This is a genomic window from Streptomyces sp. NPDC060027, from assembly GCF_042737005.1.
Classification (GTDB): domain Bacteria; phylum Actinomycetota; class Actinomycetes; order Streptomycetales; family Streptomycetaceae; genus Streptomyces.
The window spans coordinates 1-23,053 of the sequence record NZ_JBHWVI010000099.1 but is presented as its reverse complement, the minus strand read 5'-3'; the positions used below and the strand labels follow the sequence as shown (position 1 = coordinate 23,053).

The 23,053-nt window shown below is 70.7% G+C and carries 26 protein-coding genes; 18 read left to right on the top strand and 8 right to left on the bottom strand.

Going from position 1 to position 23,053, the window contains the following annotated elements; translation table 11 throughout:
* Positions 1–117 precede the first annotated feature (117 nt).
* The 3 genes from ACFWBT_RS23655 to ACFWBT_RS23645 all read left to right on the top strand — a co-directional run bounded on the left by ACFWBT_RS23655 (position 118) and on the right by ACFWBT_RS23645 (position 2,815).
* Positions 118–1,071: a heme o synthase gene (locus tag ACFWBT_RS23655; protein ID WP_385703580.1), complete on the top strand. Its 954-nt coding sequence runs from the start codon at positions 118–120 to the stop codon at positions 1,069–1,071.
* Between the two features lie 136 nt (positions 1,072–1,207).
* Positions 1,208–1,564: a hypothetical protein gene (locus ACFWBT_RS23650; protein WP_385703571.1), complete on the top strand. Its 357-nt coding sequence runs from the start codon at positions 1,208–1,210 to the stop codon at positions 1,562–1,564.
* A 144-nt stretch (positions 1,565–1,708) separates the two neighbouring features.
* Positions 1,709–2,815 (top strand): amidohydrolase family protein, encoded by a 1,107-nt coding sequence (locus ACFWBT_RS23645; protein ID WP_385703569.1) that lies wholly within the window; start codon positions 1,709–1,711, stop codon positions 2,813–2,815.
* Positions 2,816–2,887: 72 nt separating this feature from the next.
* Here the strand turns inward: ACFWBT_RS23645 and ACFWBT_RS23640 are convergent, their stop codons facing one another.
* The 4 genes from ACFWBT_RS23640 to ACFWBT_RS23625 form a co-directional block, all read right to left on the bottom strand.
* A complete protein-coding gene (locus ACFWBT_RS23640) occupies positions 2,888–3,895 on the bottom strand; it encodes a heme A synthase (RefSeq protein ID WP_385703566.1) in 1,008 nt (335 codons plus the stop codon).
* A gap of 58 nt (positions 3,896–3,953) precedes the next feature.
* Complete coding sequence (locus ACFWBT_RS23635; RefSeq protein ID WP_385703563.1) at positions 3,954–4,769, bottom strand: ABC transporter permease; 816 nt, start codon at positions 4,767–4,769, stop codon at positions 3,954–3,956.
* Positions 4,770–4,860: 91 nt separating this feature from the next.
* Positions 4,861–5,781 (bottom strand): ABC transporter ATP-binding protein, encoded by a 921-nt coding sequence (locus tag ACFWBT_RS23630; protein ID WP_385703561.1) that lies wholly within the window; start codon positions 5,779–5,781, stop codon positions 4,861–4,863.
* 11 nt (positions 5,782–5,792) lie between these two features.
* A complete protein-coding gene (locus tag ACFWBT_RS23625) occupies positions 5,793–6,629 on the bottom strand; it encodes an aminoglycoside N(3)-acetyltransferase (RefSeq protein WP_385703559.1) in 837 nt (278 codons plus the stop codon).
* Between the two features lie 161 nt (positions 6,630–6,790).
* On the opposite strand from ACFWBT_RS23625, the gene ACFWBT_RS23620 reads away from it, so the two are divergent.
* Genes ACFWBT_RS23620 through ACFWBT_RS23585 form a run of 8 tightly spaced genes read left to right on the top strand, consistent with a single transcriptional unit; the run spans position 6,791 to position 13,425 of the window.
* The gene (locus tag ACFWBT_RS23620; protein WP_266757410.1) at positions 6,791–7,534 is read left to right on the top strand and encodes a metalloregulator ArsR/SmtB family transcription factor; all 744 of its coding nucleotides are present in this window, start codon (positions 6,791–6,793) and stop codon (positions 7,532–7,534) included.
* Positions 7,531–8,955 carry a Fe-S cluster assembly protein SufB gene (sufB, locus tag ACFWBT_RS23615; RefSeq protein WP_385703556.1) on the top strand — a complete coding sequence of 475 codons (1,425 nt, stop codon included), beginning with the start codon at positions 7,531–7,533 and terminating at the stop codon, positions 8,953–8,955. The genes ACFWBT_RS23620 and sufB overlap by 4 nt, the downstream gene beginning before the upstream one ends.
* A 58-nt stretch (positions 8,956–9,013) precedes the next feature.
* Positions 9,014–10,195 (top strand): Fe-S cluster assembly protein SufD, encoded by a 1,182-nt coding sequence (sufD, locus tag ACFWBT_RS23610; protein ID WP_385703555.1) that lies wholly within the window; start codon positions 9,014–9,016, stop codon positions 10,193–10,195.
* Positions 10,195–10,518, top strand: coding sequence for a bifunctional 3-phenylpropionate/cinnamic acid dioxygenase ferredoxin subunit (locus tag ACFWBT_RS23605; RefSeq protein ID WP_328556194.1), 324 nt, complete (start codon positions 10,195–10,197; stop codon positions 10,516–10,518). Before sufD ends, ACFWBT_RS23605 begins: the two co-directional genes overlap by 1 nt.
* A 7-nt stretch (positions 10,519–10,525) precedes the next feature.
* Positions 10,526–11,299 (top strand): Fe-S cluster assembly ATPase SufC, encoded by a 774-nt coding sequence (gene sufC, locus ACFWBT_RS23600; protein WP_385703552.1) that lies wholly within the window; start codon positions 10,526–10,528, stop codon positions 11,297–11,299.
* Positions 11,296–12,552 carry a cysteine desulfurase gene (locus ACFWBT_RS23595; protein ID WP_385703549.1) on the top strand — a complete coding sequence of 419 codons (1,257 nt, stop codon included), beginning with the start codon at positions 11,296–11,298 and terminating at the stop codon, positions 12,550–12,552. The genes sufC and ACFWBT_RS23595 overlap by 4 nt, the downstream gene beginning before the upstream one ends.
* Positions 12,553–12,568: 16 nt before the next feature.
* Positions 12,569–13,033: a Fe-S cluster assembly sulfur transfer protein SufU gene (sufU, locus tag ACFWBT_RS23590; RefSeq protein ID WP_151470345.1), complete on the top strand. Its 465-nt coding sequence runs from the start codon at positions 12,569–12,571 to the stop codon at positions 13,031–13,033.
* Entirely contained in the window at positions 13,030–13,425 is a 396-nt protein-coding gene (locus tag ACFWBT_RS23585; protein WP_385703546.1) for a metal-sulfur cluster assembly factor, read from the top strand. Before sufU ends, ACFWBT_RS23585 begins: the two co-directional genes overlap by 4 nt.
* A 131-nt stretch (positions 13,426–13,556) precedes the next feature.
* On the opposite strand, the gene ACFWBT_RS23580 is transcribed toward ACFWBT_RS23585, so the two are convergent.
* The gene (locus ACFWBT_RS23580) at positions 13,557–14,501 is read right to left on the bottom strand and encodes an AbfB domain-containing protein (RefSeq protein WP_385703543.1); all 945 of its coding nucleotides are present in this window, start codon (positions 14,499–14,501) and stop codon (positions 13,557–13,559) included.
* A gap of 383 nt (positions 14,502–14,884) precedes the next feature.
* Positions 14,885–16,012: a hypothetical protein gene (locus tag ACFWBT_RS23575; protein WP_385703542.1), complete on the bottom strand. Its 1,128-nt coding sequence runs from the start codon at positions 16,010–16,012 to the stop codon at positions 14,885–14,887.
* Positions 16,013–16,160: 148 nt separating this feature from the next.
* Here ACFWBT_RS23575 and ACFWBT_RS23570 point away from each other — a divergent pair, with 148 nt between their 5' ends.
* From ACFWBT_RS23570 to dapD, 3 genes are read left to right on the top strand one after another with little or no spacing between them, the layout of a single operon-like run.
* Positions 16,161–16,481, top strand: a complete 321-nt coding sequence (locus ACFWBT_RS23570; protein WP_266757393.1) for a multidrug efflux SMR transporter — start codon at positions 16,161–16,163, stop codon at positions 16,479–16,481.
* 34 nt (positions 16,482–16,515) lie between these two features.
* Positions 16,516–17,061, top strand: coding sequence for a TetR/AcrR family transcriptional regulator (locus tag ACFWBT_RS23565; protein WP_385703540.1), 546 nt, complete (start codon positions 16,516–16,518; stop codon positions 17,059–17,061).
* Between the two features lie 54 nt (positions 17,062–17,115).
* The gene (gene dapD / locus ACFWBT_RS23560; RefSeq protein WP_385703537.1) at positions 17,116–18,105 is read left to right on the top strand and encodes a 2,3,4,5-tetrahydropyridine-2,6-dicarboxylate N-succinyltransferase; all 990 of its coding nucleotides are present in this window, start codon (positions 17,116–17,118) and stop codon (positions 18,103–18,105) included.
* 170 nt (positions 18,106–18,275) lie between these two features.
* Here dapD and ACFWBT_RS23555 read toward each other — a convergent pair whose 3' ends face one another.
* Entirely contained in the window at positions 18,276–18,773 is a 498-nt protein-coding gene (locus tag ACFWBT_RS23555; protein ID WP_385703535.1) for a hypothetical protein, read from the bottom strand.
* Between the two features lie 185 nt (positions 18,774–18,958).
* Here ACFWBT_RS23555 and ACFWBT_RS23550 point away from each other — a divergent pair, with 185 nt between their 5' ends.
* Together ACFWBT_RS23550 and ACFWBT_RS23545 are read left to right on the top strand one after the other, a co-directional pair.
* Positions 18,959–19,516 (top strand): SigE family RNA polymerase sigma factor, encoded by a 558-nt coding sequence (locus ACFWBT_RS23550; protein ID WP_385703532.1) that lies wholly within the window; start codon positions 18,959–18,961, stop codon positions 19,514–19,516.
* Positions 19,513–20,724 carry a WD40 repeat domain-containing protein gene (locus ACFWBT_RS23545; RefSeq protein WP_385703529.1) on the top strand — a complete coding sequence of 404 codons (1,212 nt, stop codon included), beginning with the start codon at positions 19,513–19,515 and terminating at the stop codon, positions 20,722–20,724. The genes ACFWBT_RS23550 and ACFWBT_RS23545 overlap by 4 nt, the downstream gene beginning before the upstream one ends.
* A gap of 122 nt (positions 20,725–20,846) precedes the next feature.
* Here the strand turns inward: ACFWBT_RS23545 and dapA are convergent, their stop codons facing one another.
* The gene (gene dapA, locus ACFWBT_RS23540; RefSeq protein WP_385703527.1) at positions 20,847–21,848 is read right to left on the bottom strand and encodes a 4-hydroxy-tetrahydrodipicolinate synthase; all 1,002 of its coding nucleotides are present in this window, start codon (positions 21,846–21,848) and stop codon (positions 20,847–20,849) included.
* 190 nt (positions 21,849–22,038) lie between these two features.
* Here dapA and ACFWBT_RS23535 point away from each other — a divergent pair, with 190 nt between their 5' ends.
* Together ACFWBT_RS23535 and ACFWBT_RS23530 are read left to right on the top strand one after the other, a co-directional pair.
* Positions 22,039–22,173 carry a hypothetical protein gene (locus ACFWBT_RS23535; protein ID WP_385703524.1) on the top strand — a complete coding sequence of 45 codons (135 nt, stop codon included), beginning with the start codon at positions 22,039–22,041 and terminating at the stop codon, positions 22,171–22,173.
* Entirely contained in the window at positions 22,170–22,829 is a 660-nt protein-coding gene (locus ACFWBT_RS23530) for a hypothetical protein (protein ID WP_385703521.1), read from the top strand. The genes ACFWBT_RS23535 and ACFWBT_RS23530 overlap by 4 nt, the downstream gene beginning before the upstream one ends.
* Positions 22,830–23,053: the final 224 nt, after the last annotated feature.

Below are 23,053 nucleotides of genomic sequence, written 5' to 3'. Positions count from 1 at the left end.
TCAACACGAGCACACCCCCGCGAATGCCGGGGTCTGGGCAACGTCTACAGTGGCGTGGTACGCGCGAGCTTTACGGGGAATTCACACCCGGGGCTTGCTGGGATGTCTCTGTCAGGGGTGTGCGTGACGGCCGTCGAATCCCGTCCAGCCGGTGTGCTCGGGACGAGCAGCAGCCGGGGCCAGCGGCCGTTCGGGGCCCGTGTCAAGGCGTTCGTGGCGCTGACCAAGCCGCGGATCATCGAACTGCTGCTGATCACCACCGTTCCGGTGATGTTCCTGGCCGAGCAGGGCGTGCCCGACCTGAAGCTGGTGCTCCTCACCTGCCTCGGCGGCTTCCTGTCCGCGGGCGGCGCCAACGCGCTGAACATGTACATCGACCGCGACATCGACGCCCTCATGGAGCGCACCTCGCAGCGCCCGCTGGTCACCGGCATGGTCAGCCCCCGTGAGTGCCTGGCCTTCGGCATCGCCCTGGCCGTCGTGTCGACCCTGCTGTTCGGTCTCGCCGTCAACTGGCTGTCCGCCTGGCTGTCGCTCGGAGCGCTCCTCTTCTACGTCGTCGTCTACACGATGATCCTCAAACGCCGTACCTCGCAGAACATCGTGTGGGGCGGCATCGCCGGCTGTCTGCCCGTGCTCATCGGCTGGTCGTCCGTCACGAACTCCATGTCGTGGGCGCCGGTCGTCCTCTTCCTCGTCATGTTCTTCTGGACGCCGCCGCACTACTGGCCGCTGTCCATGAAGGTGCGCGAGGACTACGCGCGCGTGGGCGTGCCGATGCTGCCGGTCGTCGCGAGCAACAAGGTGGTCGCCCGCCAGATCGTCATCTACAGCTGGGTGATGGTCGCGGTCTCGCTGCTGCTCACCCCGCTCGGCTACACGGGCTGGTTCTACACCGCGGTCGCGCTCGGCGCGGGCGGGTTCTGGCTGTGGGAGGCGCACGGCCTGCAGAACCGTGCCAAGGCCGAGGTGACGGGCGGCAAGCTCAAGGAGATGCGGCTGTTCCACTGGTCGATCACCTATGTGTCGATCCTCTTCGTGGCCGTCGCGGTGGACCCCTTCCTCCGTTAGGCACCGCTTGCCGATCCGCTTGCCGCTTGCCGCTTGCCGGTGGGGGTGCCCGCTGCCCGAGAACCCCGGGAAGCGTGGTCAAGGCCACGCACCCCTCCCGTCGCCGACCGATCTACCCGTCGGTAGCATCCTGCCCATGGCAGACACCCAGCAGATCGACGAGACCCCCGGCGCCGTCCAGGACCCCAAGGCCGAGCGCGCCGCAGCCAAGCTCGCCCACCGGATCGCCGCCTTCTCCAAGGAGCACGGCGGGGCCGAGGCGCAGGTCGCCTACATCGGGCAGCGCGGCGCCCGCATCGTGCTCGTCGGCGAGGACGGCGGCTGGGGCGACCTCGTGGCGGAGAGCTACGAGATCGCCGAGAGCGCCGTGACGAAGGCCGGGATCACCGTTCACGAGGCGTTCGACGGCGAGTTCGCGGCCAAGGTGAAGACGGGCCCGTACGAGTGGAAGCGCATGGCGGGCATCCAGGTCGGAGGACCCTCGAACGGCTGACGCTCTCCGACGTGCGACGGGTCACCCGTCGCACGGACGGCCGACAATCATCGGCTGTTCGCACGGGGTGTGCGGGACCAACACCTGACACCCGGCTCAACCGTTAGGACCTGAAACGGAACGGTCCAGTCGCGGGGAGTCCGGATGATCGAAACGCCGTCCCTGGTGGACCAGTACTGCCACGGCGTACTGCGGACGGAGCTGGGCCTCGGCACGTTCGAGGCCCACCTCGCCAGAACCGAGGGGCCTCCGGCCCCCGGCACCACCTTCTTCGACACCCAGACCGGGTTCGCCGTACGACGCTGGTGTCCTCCCCTGCTCGGGCTCGAACCGCACTGCACGCCCGCCCGCTATCTGGCCCGGCGCCGCGAACTCGGCGTACTGGAGTCGGGCCGCAGACTGCTGCGCGGCAGCGGCATCACCACGTATCTCGTCGACACCGGGCTGCCCGGCGACCTGACCGGGCCGGACGAGATGGCCTCCACGGGAGCCGCCGGGGCACACGAGATCGTCCGTCTGGAACTGCTCGCCGAACAGGTCGCCGACACCTCCGGAACGGTCGAGTCCTTTCTCGCCAATCTCGCCGAGTCCGTCCACGGGGCCGCCGCGACCGCCGTGGCCTTCACCTCCGTGGCGGGCGCGCGGCACGGCCTGGCACTGGCGCCCGAGCCGCCGGGGCCCGGGGAGGTACGGGGCGCGGCGGGCCGGTGGCTGGCGGGCCGCCGGGTGGGCGGCACACTCACCGACCCCGTCCTGCTCCGCCATCTGCTGTGGATCGCCGTCGCGTCCGGCCTGCCCCTCCAGCTGCACGCCGGACTCGGCGAGCCCGGCCTGCGCATCGACCGCACCGACCCCGTCCTGTTCACCGACTTCGCCCGCGCCACGGCCGGCCTCGGCACCGACCTGGTCCTCCTGCACGGCTACCCGTACCACCGGCACGCGGCCCACCTCGCCGGAGTCTTCCCGCACGTGTACGCCGACCTGGGCGCCGCCCTCGTCCGCACCGGCGCGCGGGCGGCGGCCGTCCTCGCCGAGATCCTGGAACTGGCCCCCTTCGGCAAGCTCCTCTTCTCCAGCGGAGCCCATGGCCTGCCCGAACTCCATGTGATCGGAGCACGCCTATTCCGCGAGGCGCTCGCACGGGTGCTCGGCAACTGGGTCGCCGAAGGGGCCTGGTCGCTGGCCGACGCGCAGCGGGTCGCGGCTCTGATCGCGGCGGGGAACGCACGGCGGGTGTACGCGCTGGAGTGAGACGACGGCCCTCGCCCCGCTCCCCGCGCTCGGGCCACGCGCGCGTGAGCGCCGATTTCGCCGGTTCGGGAGCTACGCGCGCGTGAGCGCCGATTGCGTCGCGGGACCCGGCAGGTCCGCCACGACCTCCGGACGCTCGCGCAGGGCCAGCAGGACGCGCATTACCCCGATCCACACCAGGCAGGAGCCGAGCATGTGCAGGGCGACCAGAGCCTCGGGCAGGTCGGTGAAGTACTGGACGTAGCCGATGACGCCCTGGGACAGCAGGACCAGGAACAGGTCACGCGTGCGCCGCAGGGGACCGCTGGGAGCGTCCACCGCCTTGAGGACGAACCAGAGGGCGAAGGTCAGCGTGACGACGATCCAGGCCAGCACGGCGTGCAGCTTGGTGACGTTCTCCCAGCTGACGGCCATGCGGGCGACCTCACTGGAGTCGCCCGCGTGCGGGCCGGCACCGGTGACGACCGTGCCGACCGCGATGAGCAGGACGGCGGCGGCGACCAGGAACCACACGAGCTGCTGCACCGACTTGCCGACGAGCGGACGCGGGGCCGCGTCGCCCTCGCGGGTGCGCCGCCACAGGAGTGCGGCGACGGTGATGAGCGCGGTGGAGAGCAGGAAGTGGGCGGCGACCGTGTAGGGGTTCAGGCCGACCAGGACGACGATGCCGCCGAGGATCGCGTTGCTCATGACGATCCAGAACTGGGCCCAGCCCAGCCGGGTGAGGCCCCGGCGCCAGGGCTTCTGCGAGCGGGCGGCGATGATCGCCCACCCGACGGCGGCGCACAGGACGTACGTCAGCATGCGGTTGCCGAACTCGATGGCGCCGTGGAAGCCCATCGCGCTCGTCGCCGTCAGCGAGTCGTCGGTGCACTTGGGCCAGGTCGGGCAGCCGAGGCCGGAGCCGGTGAGCCGCACGGCACCGCCGGTGACGACGATGACGACCGCCATGACGAGCGCGGACAGGGCCGCGCGCTGCACCGTCCGGGATGTCGGGGTCCAGCGTTCGGCGATGAAGGCGAGGGGGTTGCGCACCGCGCTGAGGGCGTCGGCTCGGGTCAGGTTCGGCACGCGCACCATCGTAGGGGGCCGCTTGTGCACGCTTTCACGAGGGTCCGTCCCGCGGCAGTGCGTTCGGTCACTCCCAGCGGAAGAACCGGCCGGCCGCGCCGAGCCCCGCGACCGCCCAGGCGGCCAGGATCCCGAGGTCGGCCCAGGGCATCCCGGCGCCGTGCTGGAGCACGTCCCGCAGTCCGTCGGAGAGCGCCGAGATGGGCAGCAGACCGAGAACGTCCTGGACTCCCGCGGGGAACTTGTCCATCGGCACGATCACCCCGCCGCCGACCAGGAACAGCAGGAAGACCAGGTTGGCGGCGGCCAGCGTCGCCTCGGCCCTCAGCGTGCCCGCCATGAGCAGGCCGAGTCCGGAGAAGGCCGCGGTGCCGAGGATCAGCAGGAGCAGGACGGCGAGCGGGCTGCCGTGCGGCGACCAGCCCAGCGCGAAGGCGATCACGGTCAGCAGGATCACCTGAAGGATCTCCGTGACCAGGACCGACGCCGTCTTCGCGGTCATCAGGCCCCAGCGGGGGAGCGGGGAGGCGGCCAGCCGCTTCAGGACGCCGTAGCGGCGCTCGAAGCCCGTGGCGATCGCCTGGCCGGTGAACGCCGTCGACATCACGGCGAGCGCCAGGATGCCCGGCGCGAGGAAGTCGACCGCCTCGCCCTTTCCGGTGTCGATGATGTCGACCGAGCTGAACAGGACGAGCAGGAGCGTCGGGATGATGACCGTGAGGAGGAGCTGTTCGCCGTTGCGGAGCAGCATCTTCGTCTCGAGCGCGGCCTGCGCGCCGATCATGCGGGGCAGCGGGGCGGCACCCGGCTTCGGGGTGTACGCGCCGGCGGTGGTCACGGACCCAGCTCCTTGCCGGTCGGTTCCAAGCTGTGCCTGCGTCATCAGCGCAGCTCCTTGCCGGTCGGTTCGAGGCTGTGCCCTTCCGGGGGGCAACCCCCGGACCCCCGGCCGGTCTGCTGTCGAGCCTCGTTCATCAGCGCAGCTCCTTGCCGGTCAGTTCGAGAAAGACGTCTTCCAGGGTGTGGCGTTCGACCGAGATCTTCTCCGGCATCACGCCGTGCTGGGCGCACCAGGACGTGACCGTCGCCAGCAGCTGCGGGTCGACCTTGCCGCCCACGCGGTAGGCCCCCGGTGTCAGCTCGGCCGCCGTGCAGTCCGCCGGGAGGGCCTTCAGCAGGGAGTTCACGTCGAGCCCGGGGCGACCGCTGAAGCGCAGCGTGTTCTCGGCGCCGCCGCGGCACAGCTCCTCGGGGGAGCCCTGGGCGATGACCTTGCCGGCGTCGATGATCGCGACGTCGTCGGCGAGCTGCTCGGCCTCGTCCATGTAGTGCGTGGTGAGGATCACGGAGACGCCGTCGGAACGCAGGTCGCGGACCAGGTCCCAGGTGGCGCGGCGGGCCTGCGGGTCGAGGCCGGCGGTCGGCTCGTCGAGGAAGACCAGCTCGGGGCGGCCGACGACCGCCAGGGCGAGCGCGAGGCGCTGCTGCTGGCCGCCCGACAGACGCCGGTATGTCGTCCGGCCGCAGCCTCCCAGGCCGAGCCGCTCGATGAGCGCGTCGACGTCCAGGGGATGGGCGTGCAGTTTCGCGACGTGGCGGAGCATCTCGTCCGCCCGGGCGCCCGAGTAGACGCCGCCGGACTGGAGCATCACGCCGATACGGGTGTGCAGCTCCCCGGACTGTCTCACCGGGTCGAGGCCCAGGACGCGCACCGTGCCGGAGTCCGGCTTCCGGTACCCCTCGCAGGTCTCGATCGTGGTCGTCTTGCCGGCGCCGTTGGGTCCGAGTACGGCGGTGATGCCCGCCGTGGCCACCAGGTCGAGGCCGTCCACCGCGGTCTTCGTGCCGTACCGCTTCACCAGGGCCTGGACCTGGACCACGGGCTCGCTTCGCATGAGGCGCAAGTCTAGGGACGTCCGCGCGTCCCGGAACCGCCGGGGGCCGCATCCACGTACAGGTCCCGCGGCCGGTGCAGCGGCAGCCACCGCTCCGCGTACGCCACCGCGTCGGCCACCGGGAACAGCCGCGCCCGGGCCGCGCCCACGGTGCCCCGTACGACGGGACGGTCCCGCTCGAAGTCGGCGCCCAGCTCCTCGAACAGGTCGGAGGTGATCGACACCTCCCGGACCTTCTCCCAGCCCGTCGGGGACGGCCGTCCGACCTCGACGACAGGCGAGGGGACGCGGTATTCGGCCAGGTGGAAGCTGGTGCAGGTGCTGTAGCCCGCGCCGAGCAGCAGGACGCGGGCGCCGCCGGCCTCCAGACGGGCCAGCGGGCTGCGCTCGCCGAGGCGGCAGTCGGGCGCGTGCCCGTCCACGACCGCCGCCGCGCGCGGGCCGAGCGCCGCGAAGGAGGTCTCCGGGTGCGCGCTGCGCCGGGCGCCGGGCCAGGTGCGGACGGTCTCGGGTATCACGCCGACGCCGCGGGAGGGCGTCACGCGGGGGTCGTAGGGGGGCATGGTCGCCCGGATGGTCGGCCACCACTCCTCCGGCACCGGCGGACGGCTCCACAGCGCCGGATCGGAGAGGTCGCCGGACTGGGTCGGCACCACCAGGGTGCCGTGCGGACCGAGTGCGTCGAGCAGTCCCTGGACAACGGCCACGGGGCCGCCGTTCACCCAGCCGAGGGCGCTGAGCGAGGAGTGCACAAGAAGCGTTTCCCCGGTTTGTACGCCCAGCGCGCGCAGGTCCCCGGCGAGGGTGTCCCGGGTGACGAGTGGGCCGGTCGGAGGGGGTGTCGGCATGGTTCCGCAGTGTCCCCGAGAGCGTGCCCGGACGCCACCGAATTGATCGATCAAAGATCGTTTGCGCAGGTCACGTTAGGTATACCTAAGTGATGCAGTGCACCGATCACTCCGGAGGGCGCGGCTTGTCAGGGCCTGAGGAATTACGCAACAATGGCGTTGTGAAATACGTTGGCGAGGCTCGGGAGACCCCCGCGGGGGCCCCGCAGGAGGAACTCGCGACCGGTGAGCGCTCGACGCGCAACCGGGTCGCGCGGTCCATCCTGGACCACGGCCCGTCGACCGTGGCCGACCTCGCGGGCCGGCTGGGGCTGACCCAGGCCGCCGTACGGCGTCATCTCGACGCGCTCGTCGGCGACGACGTCGTGGAAGCACGTGAGCAGCGGGTCTACGGAGCACGCACGCGTGGCCGTCCCGCAAAGGTGTTCGCCCTGACCGACTGCGGCCGGGACGCCTTCGACCAGTCCTACGACAAGCTCGCCGAGGACGCACTGCGCTGGATCGCCGAGCGCGAGGGCGGCGACGAGGCGGTCCTCTCCTTCGCCCGCGCCCGGATCGCCGCGCAGGCCGGGGCGTACCGCGCGGCCATCGAGGCCGCGTCCCCCGAGGAGCGCACGGAAGCACTGGCCAAGGCCCTGAGTGCCGACGGGTACGCTGCCACGGCGCGCAGCGCACCGGTCGGCGAACAGCTCTGCCAGCACCACTGCCCGGTCGCCCACGTCGCCGAGCGGTTCCCGCAGCTGTGCGAGGCGGAGACGGAGTTCTTCTCCCAGCTGCTCGGCACGCACGTCCAGCGGCTGGCCACCATCGCCCACGGCGACGGGGTGTGCACGACGTTCATCCCCAAGATTTCGCAATCCACTCACAACGCATCTGCAAGCACCGCCGGGAGGAACCCCGCATGACGCTCCCCATCGAGGAGACTGCCCACCCTGAGCTCGAGGGTCTGGGCACGTACGAATACGGCTGGGCCGACTCCGACGTGGCCGGTGCCTCCGCCAAGCGCGGCATCAACGAGGACGTCGTCCGCGACATCTCCGCGAAGAAGAGCGAGCCGGAGTGGATGACCAAGCTCCGTCTCAAGGGTCTGCGCCTCTTCGGGAAGAAGCCCATGCCCAACTGGGGTTCCGACCTGTCGGGCATCGACTTCGACAACATCAAGTACTTCGTGCGCTCCACGGAGAAGCAGGCGGAGTCCTGGGAGGACCTGCCCGAGGACATCAAGAACACGTACGACAAGCTCGGCATCCCGGAGGCGGAGAAGCAGCGCCTCGTCGCCGGTGTCGCGGCCCAGTACGAGTCCGAGGTCGTCTACCACCAGATCCGCGAGGACCTGGAGGAGCAGGGCGTCATCTTCCTGGACACCGACACCGCTCTCAAGGAGCACCCGGAGCTCTTCAAGGAGTACTTCGGCACGGTCATCCCGGTCGGTGACAACAAGTTCGCGTCGCTGAACACCGCCGTGTGGTCCGGTGGCTCCTTCATCTACGTGCCGAAGGGCGTGCAGGTCGAGATCCCGCTCCAGGCCTACTTCCGTATCAACACGGAGAACATGGGCCAGTTCGAGCGGACGCTGATCATCGTCGACGAGGACGCCTACGTCCACTACGTCGAAGGCTGTACGGCGCCGATCTACAAGTCGGACTCCCTGCACTCCGCGGTGGTCGAGATCATCGTGAAGAAGGGCGCCCGCTGCCGCTACACGACCATCCAGAACTGGTCGAACAACGTCTACAACCTGGTCACCAAGCGCGCCGTGGCGTACGAGGGCGCGACCATGGAGTGGATCGACGGCAACATCGGTTCCAAGGTCACCATGAAGTACCCGGCCGTCTACCTGATGGGCGAGCACGCCAAGGGCGAGACCCTGTCCATCGCCTTCGCGGGCGAGGGCCAGCACCAGGACGCCGGCTCCAAGATGGTCCACATGGCGCCGAACACCTCCTCGAACATCGTGTCGAAGTCGGTGGCGCGTGGTGGCGGCCGCACGTCCTACCGCGGTCTCGTCGAGATCGGCGAGGGCGCCCACGGCTCGAAGTCGAACGTCCTGTGCGACGCGCTGCTCGTCGACACCATCTCCCGCTCGGACACGTACCCGTACGTGGACGTCCGCGAGGACGACGTGTCCATGGGCCACGAGGCGACCGTCTCCAAGGTCTCCGAGGACCAGCTCTTCTACCTGATGAGCCGCGGTCTGACGGAGTTCGAGGCGATGGCGATGATCGTGCGCGGCTTCGTCGAGCCGATCGCCAAGGAACTGCCCATGGAGTACGCGCTCGAGCTCAACCGGCTGATCGAGCTGCAGATGGAAGGCTCGGTCGGCTAAGCGCCGTCCGCCGTGTCCATCAAGCCCCTCACGTAAGAAAGCGAGCAGACCGACAGCCATGGCTGAGGCTCTTAACATCCCGGTGGGCAGCACGACCGCCGGCCAGATCGCGGTGGCCGCCGAGTCGACCGTCGCCACGCGCATGAGTGCGCCCCCGTCCTTCGACGTGGCGGACTTCCCGGTCCCCCACGGCCGCGAGGAGGAATGGCGGTTCACCCCGCTGGAGCGCCTGCGCGGGCTGCACGACGGCACCGCCGTCGCGACCGGCGAAGGCGTACGGATCGACGTGGAGGCCCCCGAGGGCGTCGTCGTCGAGACCGTCGGCCGTGACGACGCCCGGATCGGCAAGGCAGGCATCCCGGTGGACCGCGTCGCCGCCCAGGCGTACTCGGCCTTCGAGAAGGCCGGTGTCGTCACCGTCCCCAAGGAGACGGTGCTCACCGAGCCCATCCGGATCGCCGTGCACGGCGAGGGCGGGGTCGCCTACGGCCACCAGGTCATCGAGCTGGGAGCCTTCGCCGAGGCCGTCGTCGTCATCGACCACACCGGTGACACCGTGCTCGCCGCCAACGTCGACTACATCCTGGGCGACGGCGCCAAGCTGACCGTCGTCTCCGTCCAGGACTGGGACGACAAGGCCGTGCACGTCGGCCAGCACAACGCGCTGATCGGCCGCGACGCCACCTTCAAGTCGTTCGTGGTCACCTTCGGCGGCGACCTCGTACGCCTCCACCCGCGCGTCGCCTACGCGGGCACCGGTGGCGAGGCCGAGCTCTTCGGCCTGTACTTCACGGACGCCGGCCAGCACCAGGAGCACCGCCTCCTGGTCGACCACAACACCCCGCACTGCAAGTCGAACGTCGCCTACAAGGGCGCGCTCCAGGGCGAGGGCGCGCACGCGGTGTGGATCGGCGACGTCCTCATCGAGGCCAAGGCCGAGGGCACGGACACCTACGAGATGAACCGCAACCTGGTTCTGACCGACGGTGCCCGCGTCGACTCCGTGCCGAACCTGGAGATCGAGACCGGCGAGATCGTCGGCGCCGGCCACGCCTCCGCGACCGGCCGCTTCGACGACGAGCAGCTCTTCTACCTGATGGCCCGCGGCATCCCGGCCGACGAGGCCCGGCGTCTGGTGGTCCGCGGCTTCTTCGCCGAGCTGGTCCAGCAGATCGGTGTCGACGACATCGAAGAGCGCCTTCTCGTGAAGATCGACGAGGAGCTGGAGGCGTCGCTCTGATGCCCGGCACCTTCGTGCGCGTCTGTGGGCTGAGCGAGCTGGAGGAGGACACCCCGAAGCGGGTGGAACTCGACGGCACGCCGGTCTCCGTCGTGAAGACCGAGGGAGAGGTGTTCGCGATCAACGACATCTGCTCGCACGCGAACGTCTCGCTCTCCGAGGGCGAGGTGGAGGACTGTCAGATCGAGTGCTGGCTGCACGGCTCCGCGTTCGACCTCCGCACCGGCAAGCCGTCCGGCCTTCCCGCGACGCGCCCCGTCCCCGTATACCCCGTACAGATCGAAGGGGACGACGTGCTCGTCTCCCTCAACCAGGAGTCCTGAGGAACCCATGGCAACGCTTGAAATCCACGACCTGCACGTCACCGTCGAGGCCGACAACGCCACGAAGGAGATCCTCAAGGGCGTCGACCTGACCGTGAAGCAGGGCGAGACGCACGCCATCATGGGCCCCAACGGCTCGGGCAAGTCGACCCTCGCCTACTCGCTCGCGGGCCACCCGAAGTACACGATCACCGGCGGCACCGTCACCCTCGACGGCGAGAACGTCCTGGAGATGTCCGTCGACGAGCGCGCCCGCGCGGGCCTGTTCCTGGCGATGCAGTACCCGGTCGAGATCCCCGGCGTCTCGGTCTCCAACTTCCTGCGCACCTCCGCCACCGCCGTCCGCGGCGAGGCCCCCAAGCTGCGTACGTGGGTGAAGGAGGTCAGGGAGACCATGGAGCGCCTCTCCATGGACCCGGCCTTCGCCGAGCGCAACGTCAACGAGGGCTTCTCCGGCGGTGAGAAGAAGCGCCACGAGATCCTTCAGCTGGAGCTGCTCAAGCCGAAGATCGCGATCCTCGACGAGACCGACTCCGGCCTGGACGTCGACGCCCTGCGCGTCGTCTCCGAGGGCGTCAACCGCGTCCGCGAGACCGGTGAGGTGGGCACCCTGCTCATCACCCACTACACGCGCATCCTGCGCTACATCAAGCCCGACTTCGTGCACGTCTTCTCCGGCGGCCGCATCGTCGAGTCCGGCGGCGCCGAGCTCGCCGACAAGCTGGAGAACGAGGGGTACGAGTCGTACGCACTCGACGCGAAGGGTGGCGTATCAGCGTGACGCAGCTGCCGGGCCTCCTCGACACCGAGGCGATCCGCAAGGACTTCCCCATCCTGGACCGCCAGGTCCACGACGGTAAGAAGCTGGTGTACCTGGACAACGCGGCGACCTCGCAGAAGCCGCGCCAGGTGCTGGACGCCCTGAACGAGTACTACGAGCGCTACAACGCCAACGTCCACCGCGGTGTGCATGTGCTCGCCGAGGAGGCCACGGCGCTGTACGAGGGCGCGCGCGACAAGGTCGCCGCGTTCATCAACGCGCCGAGCCGCGACGAGGTGATCTTCACCAAGAACGCCTCCGAGTCGCTCAACCTCGTGGCCAACATGCTGGGCTGGGCCGACGAGCCCTACCGGGTGGACCACGAGACCGAGATCGTCATCACGGAGATGGAGCACCACTCCAACATCGTCCCGTGGCAGCTGCTGTCGCAGCGCACCGGCGCGAAGCTGAAGTGGTTCGGCCTCACCGACGACGGCCGCCTCGACCTGTCGAACATCGACGAGGTCATCACGGAGAAGACGAAGATCGTCTCCTTCGTGCTGGTCTCGAACATCCTGGGCACCGTGAACCCGGTCGAGGCGATAGTGCGCCGCGCCCAGGAGGTCGGTGCCCTGGTCCTGATCGACGCGTCGCAGGCCGCGCCGCACATGCCCCTCGACGTCCAGGCCCTCCAGGCCGACTTCGTGGCCTTCACCGGTCACAAGATGTGCGGTCCGACGGGCATCGGAATCCTCTGGGGCCGGCAGGAGCTTCTGGAGGACCTTCCGCCGTTCCTCGGCGGCGGCGAGATGATCGAGACCGTGTCGATGCACTCGTCGACGTACGCCCCGGCACCGCACAAGTTCGAGGCGGGCACCCCGCCGATCGCGCAGGCGGTCGGTCTGGGCGCGGCGATCGACTATCTCTCCGCGATCGGCATGGACAAGATCCTCGCCCACGAGCACGCGCTCACCGAGTACGCGGTGAAGCGGCTCGCGGAGGTCCCCGACCTCCGGATCATCGGCCCCACCACGGCCGAGGACCGCGGCGCCGCGATCTCGTTCACGCTGGGCGACATCCACCCGCACGACGTGGGCCAGGTCCTCGACGAGCAGGGCATCGCGGTCCGGGTCGGTCACCACTGCGCCCGTCCGGTCTGCCTGCGGTACGGAATTCCCGCGACGACACGAGCGTCGTTCTATCTGTACTCCACGCCGGCCGAGATCGATGCTCTGGTCGACGGCCTGGAGCACGTACGGAACTTCTTCGGCTGAGGGGCTGGCTGGGAACGTGAAGCTGGATTCGATGTACCAGGAAGTCATCCTGGACCACTACAAGCACCCGCACGGGCGCGGTCTCCGGGACGGCGACGCCGAGGTGCACCACGTCAACCCCACGTGCGGTGACGAGATCACCCTGCGCGTGAAGTACGACGGCGAGCGGATCGAGGACATCTCGTACGAGGGACAGGGCTGCTCGATCAGCCAGGCCTCGGCCTCCGTACTGAACGACCTCCTGGTCGGCAAGGACGTGTCCGACGCGCAGAAGATCCAGGAGACCTTCCTGGAACTGATGCAGTCCAAGGGCCGGATCGAGCCCGACGACGCGATGGAGGAGGTGCTGGAGGACGCGGTCGCGTTCGCCGGTGTCTCCAAGTACCCGGCCCGGGTCAAGTGCGCCCTCCTCAGCTGGATGGCATGGAAGGACGCGACGGCCCAGGCTCTGGGCGAGAGCGCCGAGAGGAAGACGGCATGAGCGAGAACACTGTGACATCGGACGAGACCGCGGTGACGGCGGACGAGACCGCTGCGGCGTCGGGCGAGATCCTGACGACCAAGCCGGCCTCTGAGGAAGAGGTCCGCGAGGCGCTCTATGACGTCGTCGACCCCGAGCTGGGCATCGACGTCGTCAACCTCGGGCTCATCTACGGCATTCACGTCGACGACGCGAACATCGCGACGATCGACATGACCCTGACGTCCGCGGCCTGTCCGCTCACCGACGTCATCGAGGACCAGGCCAAGTCCGCCACGGACGGCCTCGTCAACGAACTGCGCATCAACTGGGTCTGGATGCCGCCGTGGGGCCCGGACAAGATCACGGACGACGGCCGCGAGCAGCTTCGGGCGCTCGGCTTCAACGTCTGACTCCTCGGGGCTTCGGCACTTCGTATGTCGGCGCCCGGGTACTCGGGTACCTCGGTACCTCGGTACCTCGCATGGGGCGGCACCTTCGGGTGCCGCCCCGTCGTGCTTTTCTCGGCGGGACGCCCGGGGTCTCAGGCCCGGCCCCGCACCAGACGGAACGCCGAGTCCGCCCGGTAGAGCCTGCTGTCCTCGAAACGCTCCAGACGGAGCTGGAAGTTGCGGTGCCGCAGGAAACGGCCCGGGTAGTTGACCGCCTCCAGCATGACGGCGCCCGAGAAGGAGGACGCGCGGGGGCAGAAGGTGGCGTCCTTCCGGAAGAGGGCGGAGCCGTCGTAGCGGTCGGCGCGCAGGACGAAGTCGCGATGGCGCAGGTAGGAGCCGTCGGTGGTGGTGAAGGAGTAGCAGGAGGATCTCGCCAGTCCCGCGACCACCTTGAAGCCGGCGGCCCGCCGGGTCGCGGCCGAACTGCCCCGGTCCACCGGGTCGAGCCGGACCTTTCCGTCGCTCAGATGCCAGAAGCGGTCGGGGTAGTTGACCGCCTGGACCGACTTCCACGAGGAGGCCGGCCGGGGCGGGGAAGCGGCGCCGGAGGCGGCGGGCGCGGACGTTCCGGGGACGGAACGGCTGCCGGAGCCCTGATCCGACGGCCCTGGCGAGGCGGAACCGGGTGAGGCCGTGTGCGTGGTCCCGGGCGAGGACAGCGCGTTCTTGCCCACCGGGGCCGCGGTCGCTCCGGCGCGCGCGGTGGGGGCGCCGGGAAGGAAGGGGTTCGTCGTGTCGGCGACGGTCCTGTTGTCCGCCCGATTCCGTGATGGATCGTCAGAACGGTTGCTCTGTACGGTGATCACGGTCACGGCGGCGACGGTCACGGCCACCGCGAGCCCCCCGGCCAGCCAGAGCCGGCGCGTCCCGGGCAGCCTGCCCTCGTCGCCGGTCCTCTCCCAGGACGCCCGGGGTACGGGAACGAGATCCGTGGTCACCGGGTAGGGCGCGCCGTGCGGGGTGGGGCGCCAGGGCGCCAACTCCCTGGAGGGGCCGGGCCGGTCGGGCCCGGACCTGGGCGTCACTTCGGGCATACGCGTTCCTAAAGGGGGAGGGCGAGCGCGCGAGAGGGCGACGCGAGGCGAGGGGGGTACAGGCACACGGAGCGGCAGCGGTCGTGGAGGCCCGGTGTGCGACGGGTGAAACAGTAGTGGAACCGGTGGCCTCTGAGCAGTCGTTTCCCGCACCGATACCGGTGAATTACCCGGCGGTACAGGGGAGTTGTCCGACAGTGCGGGTGAATCGCACGAAGCCGGGCGCTGGGTGCGGGCAAGTGCGGGCGCCGGTGCGGTCGGTGGCGGGCGTCCTCGCCCCCGGGGCGCGCCGGGCCGGCCTGGGGCGGGGCGAGGACGTCGGCCGGGTCGTCCTCGCCGATCCCGAGGGCGACGAGTTCCGTGTGCCGCGGCCGAAGGCGTCGCTAGTGGACCGAGCCGGGCCCACCCGGAGCGCCCGGCGCCGCCGGCCCACCGGGCGTCGCCGGGACCCCGGCCACGCGTATCAACACGTCCGCCAGGCCCTCCCGGCGGATGCGCTGGTCGATGTACAGCAGATTCGTCACCAGGGGCATGAACACCATGGAGAACAGCTGGGTGACGACGGCCGCGATCACCGTGAGCACCAGGTAGGGCCCGAGGTCGGGCACGGTCTGGCTGAAGGCGTCCGCGATGTCCGTGGGCGGCGGCGCCGAGGGGTCGTACGGCTGCGGGCTCGGCATGGCGAACATGAGCGGCAGTCGGACCACGAGCGACCCGATGACCACGATCAGGCCGCCGAGCAGGGAGATGCCGAAGGTGCGCCACCACGCGCCGCGCATCAGCCGCACCGAACGCCGCATCGCCGTCAGAGGGGACGCCGCCTCCAGCACGGCGGCGGCCGGGGCGAAGCTGAACAGGACGTACAGCCAGACCGTCAGCGGCACCGAGAGCAGCAGGAGCAGGAAGGCGACCCCGGCGGGCAGGAACGGCTCGGAGGCCAGGGACGCGAGCAGCGTCATGAGCAGCAGGGCGAACAGCGCCGTCGGAATCACCATGATCAGGCTCATCAGCAGCGTCACGCCGAGCACGGAGGGGGTGCGCGGCCAGGCGCGCCGCCAGACGGCTCCGATGCGGGCCCGCCGTCCGAGTACGGCCTCGTGCAGGGTCGCCGCGGACGAGGCCTGCATGAAGGCGTTGGTCACCAGCGTGGCCAGCATCCCGACGACCCACAGGGCGCCGAACGTGATCAGGACGGGCCGGGCGTCCGCCCACTCCGCTGAACCGGACCTCCTGAAGAGCCGGTGCAGATGGTCCGCCTCCGAGGCGTAGGCGACGCCCCCCAGGCCCGCGATCAGGGCCACCAGGGCCAGGCAGGCCAGCGCGGCGAGCCCGAACAGCGGCCGCGCGTAACGGCGCATCGTGACGAAGGCGCCGCCGAGGACGGTGTCCACGCCGAGCGGGGCGAGGGGAATCACCCCGGGCTTGGGCGGTGGTGGGGGCGGCATCCAGCCCCAGCCGCCCGGAGGACCTCCGTACGGCCCCGACGGTCCCCACCCAGAACTGTCCGACATGCCTCGTGCGCTCCATTGCTTTCGGGAACCTGTGCGATTCCGGCCCCACTGTGATCGCGAACGATATCCGGTGGGGTGCATGGTGCCCATGGGGATTACGGGATCGCGTTGTGTACGGGTGTACGTATCGATGGGTACGCTCGTACGCATGGGATACGTACTGCTCGCCGGAGCCATCGCGGCGGAGGTCGGCGCGACCACCGCGATGAAGTACACGGAAGGCTTCAGCAGGCTGTGGCCGTCGCTGCTGACCGTCCTCGGATACGTCGTCGCCTTCGCGCTGCTCGCGCAGACCCTGAAGACCGTCTCGGTCGGCACGGCCTACGCGATCTGGGCCGGCGTCGGCACCGCCGCCATCGCGGCGATCGGCATGCTGTTCCTCGGCGAGGGGCTCACTGCCGCGAAGGCCGCCGGGATCGCGCTGATCATCGGCGGAGTCGTGCTGCTGAACCTGGGCGGGGCGCACTGATGGCCGCGCCCCGCGCGGCGGACGGCGGCCTGTGATGGCGCGCCGGTACGACCCCGAGCGGCGGCAGCGGATCATCGACGCGGCCATCCGCGTCGTCGGCGCCAAGGGCATCGCCGGGCTGAGTCATCGCTCCGTCGCCGCCGAGGCCGACGTGCCGCTCGGCTCCACCACCTATCACTTCAGGACCCTCGACGAACTCATGGTCGCCGCCCTGCGCCAGGCCAACGAGGGCTTCGCCAAGGTGCTCGCCGCGCGCGGCGCCCTGGAGGACACCGGTGCCGGCCTGGCCGCCGAGCTCGCCGGGCTGATCGGCGCGTGGCTGGCCGGTGACCGGACGGGCGTGGAGCTGGAGTACGAGCTCTACCTCGCCGCCCTCCGCAGACCCGCCCTGCGTCCGGTCGCCGCCGAGTGGATCGACAGCCTCGTCGGGCCGCTGACCCGGCGCACGGACCCGGTCACCGCGCGGGCGCTCGTCGCCCTGCTCGACGGGATCTGCCTCCAGGTGCTGCTGACGGGGACGTCGTACGACGAGGAGTACGCGACCGAGGTGCTGGCACGGGTCCTGCCGCCCGGTACCTGAGACGTCCCGCGCACCGGTTCGCCCGGGCGGGCCCCGCCACGTTAGGTTTCACCCATGACCGACACGACTGCTTCTCGTACCACCGGCGCCGTCGCCGCCGGGCTCGCCACCCTCACCGCCGACGGCACCGTTCTCGACACCTGGTTCCCCGCCCCCGAACTGTCCGCCGAGCCCGGCCCGGCCGGTACCGAGCGGCTGTCCGCCGAGCGCGCCGTGGAACTCCTCGGCGAGGGAGCCGCGCAGTCGATCGGCCCCGACGCCCGCCGTGGCGTCGAGGTGGTCGCGGTCCGTACGGTCATCGCGTCGCTGGACGACAAGCCGCTCGACGCGCACGACGCGTACCTGCGCCTGCACCTTCTCTCGCACCGCCTGGTCAAGCCGCACGGCCAGAACCTGGACGGTGTGTTCGGGCTGCTCGCCAACGTCGCCTGGACCTCGCTCGGACCGGTCGCCGTCGACGACGTCGAGAAGGTCCGGCTGAACGCGCGCGCCGCGGGTCTGCACCTCCAGGTGACCTCCATCGACAAGTTCCCGCGCATGACGGACTACGTCGCGCCCAAGGGTGTCCGCATCGCCGACGCCGACCGGGTCCGCCTCGGCGCGCACCTCGCCGAGGGCACGACCGTCATGCACGAGGGCTTCGTGAACTTCAACGCGGGCACGCTCGGCACCTCCATGGTCGAGGGCCGTATCTCCGCCGGTGTCGTCGTCGGCGACGGTTCGGACATCGGCGGCGGCGCGTCCACCATGGGCACCCTCTCGGGCGGCGGCAACGTCCGCATCACCATCGGCGAGCGCTGCCTCGTCGGCGCGGAGGCGGGCGTCGGCATCGCCCTCGGCGACGAGTGCGTGGTCGAGGCCGGGCTCTACGTCACCGCCGGCACCCGCGTGACGATGCCCGACGGAGACATCGTCAAGGCCCGCGACCTGTCCGGGGCGTCGAACATCCTGTTCCGCCGCAACTCGGTCACCGGGACCGTCGAGGCGCGCCCGAACAACGCGGTCTGGGGCGGCCTGAACGAGGTCCTGCACAGCCACAACTGATCATCGGCGGCCGTGACCTGCGGCCGTCCGCCCGATCACCGCTCCGAACCGCTGCCGAATCGTCGGCAGTTGCCGGCGCAGGTCATCGTCGAGCGCCCTTCCACGGCCCGAGCGCGGCCTGGGAGGGCGTTCGTGCGTCCACCGGAGGCCAGCGGACCGGCGATGCCGTTTCAGAGCGTCGCGGCGAACACCTTCAGAGCCTCGAAGTCCGTCTCCCGCAGCCCGAGTCGGGGATCGACGTGACGCAGCAGAGCGGGTGCGTGATGGCGGGCGGCGACGAACGCCTCGTCGGCCGGGCTCTGTTCGTCGTCCACCCAGGCGAAGGAGCGGCCCGCGGCGTGCGCCACGATGCGTTCCGTCTTCCAGTGGACGCCGTCGGGGCGCTCGGCGAACAGGGCGCCGGTGAAGTCGACGTAGGGGAGTTCCGGGAGGCCGATCACGGGGGCGATCCAGCGGTTGGCGGCGTCCATCCAGGTGGTGGCCCAGCACAGGTCGTAGCCGAGGGCGAGCAGGGCGCGGCCGTGGCCGGGATGGAGCCAGACGCGCAGCGGCCGGCCGGGTTCCAGGGCGACCCGGATCGTCGTGTACCCCTCGGGCCGACGCTCCTTCTGGGCCGCGTACGGGTTGAGGGGGCCGTCGACGTCGAGGTACAGCAGCGGTCGGCTCACCTCGACAACGTACGGCAGGAACGGTGTGGGCCCACGGGAATTACGCACCGTGCGGGGACGGGAATCCTCTTCGCCCGCAGGGGCCCGGGATTTCTCGCCGGGCCAGGCATAGCGGCGGACGGGCACGCGCGTCACAAGGGGTACAGGGGTCGGGCACAGGGTCCGCCGGGGAAGAGAAGGTGCCGATGGATGCCGAAAGCCAGGAGAGTTTCCGTGAGTTCGTGGCGAACCGGTCGTCCGCGCTGCTGAAGACAGCCGTTCTCCTCAGCGGCGGGGACCGGCACGCTGCCGAGGACCTGCTGCAGAACGCGCTGATCAAGGCGGCGGGCCGTTGGAACCGGATCGATGAACCGGAGGCGTACGTACGCCAGATCCTCTACCGGCAGCAGGTCAGCCGCTGGCGGCTGAAGTGGCCGCGGCGCGAACTGAGCGTCGCCGAGCCGCCGGAGGCGACGGCGGGCGCGGACACCGCGTCGGCCGCCGAGTTGCGCCTCGTGATGCGCGGGGCGCTGACCCGGCTGACCGCCCGGCAGCGCACCGTTCTCGTGCTGCGCTACTTCGAGGATCTGCCGGAGGCCGACGTGGCCCGGATCCTGGGGTGCTCCGTGGGGACCGTACGGTCCACGACGCACCGCTCGCTGTCCCGGCTGCGCACCCTCGCTCCCGAACTGGCGGCACTCGGCCCGGCCGAGGCCGAGCAGCCGCCGTCCCGTGACTACTCGCCCCTGGAGGTGCGTCCGTGAACGTCGAAGAACTGGTAGGCGACGCCTTCCGTGAGCAGGCCGCGGACAGCGTGCCCGCACCCCCGTACTTCGCCGACCGGGTCCTGGCCGTACGGCGCCGCCGCCGCACCCGCAGGTTCGCGTCCGTCGCCGCGGCCACCGCCGCGGTGGTCGCCGTCGCGGTGGGTGTACCCCTCCTCGGCGGGGGCGGGGACGATGTGCGGCCCGCGAGCGAGATGAACAAGAGCGACATCATCGCCCACCCGGACCAGACCCCGCCCCGGGACCTGATCGCGGCGGGGGACACGGCGCTGGCCGCCTACTACACCCGGGACAGGGTCGAGAAGTCCGCGAAGGTCGCCGTCAACGAACGCAGTTACCACCTACTCGACCAGAAGACCGGCAAGTACGTGAAGACCACCGAGTGGTCGTACATCAGCGTGGCACCCGGGATGCGGACCGCCGCCGTCCTGGAGAAGGAACTGCCGGCCAAACGGATCGGCCTGCTCGACCTGCTCACCGGCACGATCGAGCGCTGGATCCCGGTGGATCACGGTGTCGCCGGGGTCGAGTTCTCCTCCGACGGCCGCAAGCTCGTCGCGACGACCTACGCCAAGAACCCGGATCTTCTCTACAAGGCGAACTACGACGGGGACGGGGACGGCAAGAACGACTGGACCACGAACTTCGGCGAGTCGGACCGGACCGGTTTCGCCATCGTCGACGTGGACTCGGGCAAGAGCTCCTGGAGCGAGGTCACCGACACGCAGGACCTCAACACCCGCCAGGACTTCGGCTTCAGTCAGGACGACCAGCTGGTCTACTCGGGGCTCACCACCACGCCCAACAACCAGTACTACGACCTCAAGGGCAACAAGGTCGCCACGCCCGCGAACGAGAAGTACCTGAACTGGTTCGTCGAGGCACGGCTGTCCCCGAACGGCAAGCTCGCCGCCGGTGACTTCGCGGGCGGCCGGAAGACGACGGCGTCGGAGATCAACGACCCCTACACCGGCAAGCGGATCGCCAAGGTGCACGGGCAGCAGCTGCTCGCCTGGGCCGACAACAAGCGGCTGATCGCCTGGGACATCGCGCCCGGCACGAACGAGTTCCACAACCAGCTGATGCTCATCACCGTCGGCAGCGACAAAGTGGTCCCGCTCAGCGGTTTCCGCAAGGGCGACGACGGCGCGGACGGTCGCTGGAGCCCGGTCTTCGCGAAGCGCTGAGGGGCCGGGGCGGCGGGACCGGGCGAAAGACGCCCTCCCGCCCGTCCGGACGGGAGGGGGCGGACGGGGGTCGGTCCCACCGGTCGGGACGGGAGGGGGCGGACGGGGGTCGGTCCCACCCGTCAGGACACCGTGGCGGCCAACTCCTCGTAGGTTGCCAGCAGCCCGTCGGCCGTCTCCCGGTCGGCGGGCCGCAGCGGTGCGCGGACCGGGCCGGCGGGCAGACCGAGGCGGCCGAGAAGCGCCTTCGCCGTGACCGCGCCGGGCAGACCTGCCGACATCATCGACTCGACCAGAGGAAGCACCTGCCGCTGGCCACGAGCAGCCCCGGCGGTGTCCCCGCCGTCGAACGTGTCCAGGATCGACCGGAACTGACGGGGTGCCACATTGGCGACCGTACTGATGTACCCGGCCGCACCGACCGCGTACAACGCGAGGACGTACTCGTCGCAGCCCGCGTAGTACGCCAACTCCGTGCGGGCCAGCACCTTCTGGGTACCGAGGAGATCGTACGCGCAGTCCTTGACCGCCACGATCCGCGGATGCTCCGCCAGCCGGATCACCGTCTCCGGCTCGATCCGGGTCCCGGTGCGGCCCGGGATGTCGTACAGCACGAGGGGCAGCCCCGAGGCGTCCGCGATCTCCAGGAAGTGAGCCTCGACCGCGTCCTGTGGAGGCCTGCTGTAGTACGGCGCGACCACCAGCAGCCCGTCCGCGCCCGCCTTCTCGGCCGCCAGGGCCAGCTCCACGGTGTGCCGGGTGTCGGCCGTCCCCACCCCCGCCACGATCGACGCCCGGTCACCGACGGCCTCCCGCACCGCCCGCACCAGCGCGGCCTTCTCGGCGTCCGTCGTGGTCGGCGACTCGCCCGTCGTCCCGGAGAGCACGAGCCCGTCGCAGCCCTCGGCCACCAGCCGCTCGGCGAGCCGCTGGGCGCCGCCGACATCCAGCGCGCCCGCCTCCGTGAACGGCGTGATCATCGCGCACAGGGCACGGCCGAAGGCGGGGAGGGACCGCGTGGCGTGCGGGGCGGCCGGGAGAGCGGCGTCGGTGGCGGTGGTCGGGGGAACGGTCCTCGGAACGGTCATGGAAGTAGTCTCGGCCGCCCCACTGTGAAGCTCCACTTAATTCTTCTACGAGGTGCAGGCAACGGATGCTACGCATTTCGGCGGTGGAGACGAAGACGGAGCCGGGGACGGGGGCCGCCGCGGGCCGGCCGGGTCCGCCGGAGCCGGGTCGAGGCACTGGTGCCAAACCGGCCCGACATGGGTCACCATGGCGAGGACGGCAGTCGTCGGCAGAGCGGGAGGCGTCATGAGGCTCGGCAAGGCACTCGCCACCGGAGTCGCGGAAGAGCAGGCCCACGCACACGAGGACGCGTTCGAACTCCCTGAGAACATCGAGGAGTCGGAGGCTTCCGTGCCCGAAGAGGTTCCGGCCGGACGATGAGGCTGCGGCTCCCCGAGGAACATCCGACGGAGCCGCCGACCGGCTACAAGATCGCCCACCCGGTGCTGTCCCAGGACGGCACCCGGGCCGGGTTCACCGGCGTATCGCTGGGCGGCGCGCTGCCGTACGGAGTGCTGGACGAGGCGCGCTGTGTCTACGGACGGCGGCACCGCGCGCCGCACCGCCGCTGCGACTGCGGCTTCCACTGCGTGCACGGCTCCGCCGCCGCCGAGGCGCTGCTGTGCACCGCCGAGCACCGGGCGGCCGTCCTCCTCGAAGTCACCGTCCTCGGCGCCTACATCCGCTTCGAGCGGGGCTTCCGCTACGCCCGCCAGCGGGTGCGCACCGCCACCGTCGGTCCCTGCGCCTGCGGCGCCGTGGCCGGAGCGCTGGCCGACGCGGGCTGGGGACGTCCGGGCTGGCGTGCGCTGACGGCCGCCTGCGCGGGATGCGTTCGGGGTCGTACGTTCCTCTCGCTCGCCTCCTTCGCGCGGCTGGCCGGTGAAGGCCTGCGGGTCCGGGCCACCGGCGCCGCCGTGGTCGCCACGGCCGGTCTCGGGGTCTCCGAGCTGGTCGCCGAGGCGGCGCTGCTCCAAGCCCGACTCGACTGGTTCCAGAGCCAGTTGGCCCGGCTGGACGAGCCGGGGCAGGGATAGCCCGGGCGGCTCCGGGTACCCGTGCCTCCGCGAGCGAGTGAAGGCGGGGTCCTCTCACCGTGAGCCCGCTCCGAGGGCGGTACGACGGCCGTCGAGGGCGCCGTCGAGGCCCCGCCCGAGGAGCTGGAGGGGAGCGATGCGGGGGGGGGCCCCGCCCCCCGGGGGCGCCCCCCCCGGTGGGCGGCGCCCCCCCCCCCCCGGCGCCCCCCCCCCCCGGACACCCC

Bases quoted from the DNA above. Each gene is read 5' to 3' on its own strand.
- ACFWBT_RS23530 (WP_385703521.1), top strand. From the start codon at position 22,170: ATGAGGCTGCGGCTCCCCGAGGAACATCCGACGGAGCCGCCGACCGGC.
- ACFWBT_RS23570 (WP_266757393.1), top strand. From the start codon at position 16,161: ATGGGATACGTACTGCTCGCCGGAGCCATCGCGGCGGAGGTCGGCGCG.
- ACFWBT_RS23550 (WP_385703532.1), top strand. From the start codon at position 18,959: ATGGATGCCGAAAGCCAGGAGAGTTTCCGTGAGTTCGTGGCGAACCGG.
- ACFWBT_RS23575 (WP_385703542.1), bottom strand. From the start codon at position 16,012: ATGTCGGACAGTTCTGGGTGGGGACCGTCGGGGCCGTACGGAGGTCCT.
- dapD (WP_385703537.1), top strand. From the start codon at position 17,116: ATGACCGACACGACTGCTTCTCGTACCACCGGCGCCGTCGCCGCCGGG.
- ACFWBT_RS23640 (WP_385703566.1), bottom strand. From the start codon at position 3,895: ATGGTGCGCGTGCCGAACCTGACCCGAGCCGACGCCCTCAGCGCGGTG.
- ACFWBT_RS23580 (WP_385703543.1), bottom strand. From the start codon at position 14,501: ATGCCCGAAGTGACGCCCAGGTCCGGGCCCGACCGGCCCGGCCCCTCC.
- ACFWBT_RS23625 (WP_385703559.1), bottom strand. From the start codon at position 6,629: ATGCCGACACCCCCTCCGACCGGCCCACTCGTCACCCGGGACACCCTC.
- sufB (WP_385703556.1), top strand. From the start codon at position 7,531: ATGACGCTCCCCATCGAGGAGACTGCCCACCCTGAGCTCGAGGGTCTG.
- ACFWBT_RS23605 (WP_328556194.1), top strand. From the start codon at position 10,195: ATGCCCGGCACCTTCGTGCGCGTCTGTGGGCTGAGCGAGCTGGAGGAG.
- ACFWBT_RS23565 (WP_385703540.1), top strand. From the start codon at position 16,516: ATGGCGCGCCGGTACGACCCCGAGCGGCGGCAGCGGATCATCGACGCG.
- ACFWBT_RS23535 (WP_385703524.1), top strand. From the start codon at position 22,039: ATGAGGCTCGGCAAGGCACTCGCCACCGGAGTCGCGGAAGAGCAGGCC.
- ACFWBT_RS23650 (WP_385703571.1), top strand. From the start codon at position 1,208: ATGGCAGACACCCAGCAGATCGACGAGACCCCCGGCGCCGTCCAGGAC.
- ACFWBT_RS23645 (WP_385703569.1), top strand. From the start codon at position 1,709: ATGATCGAAACGCCGTCCCTGGTGGACCAGTACTGCCACGGCGTACTG.
- ACFWBT_RS23630 (WP_385703561.1), bottom strand. From the start codon at position 5,781: ATGCGAAGCGAGCCCGTGGTCCAGGTCCAGGCCCTGGTGAAGCGGTAC.
- ACFWBT_RS23635 (WP_385703563.1), bottom strand. From the start codon at position 4,769: ATGACGCAGGCACAGCTTGGAACCGACCGGCAAGGAGCTGGGTCCGTG.
- sufC (WP_385703552.1), top strand. From the start codon at position 10,526: ATGGCAACGCTTGAAATCCACGACCTGCACGTCACCGTCGAGGCCGAC.
- sufD (WP_385703555.1), top strand. From the start codon at position 9,014: ATGGCTGAGGCTCTTAACATCCCGGTGGGCAGCACGACCGCCGGCCAG.
- ACFWBT_RS23585 (WP_385703546.1), top strand. From the start codon at position 13,030: ATGAGCGAGAACACTGTGACATCGGACGAGACCGCGGTGACGGCGGAC.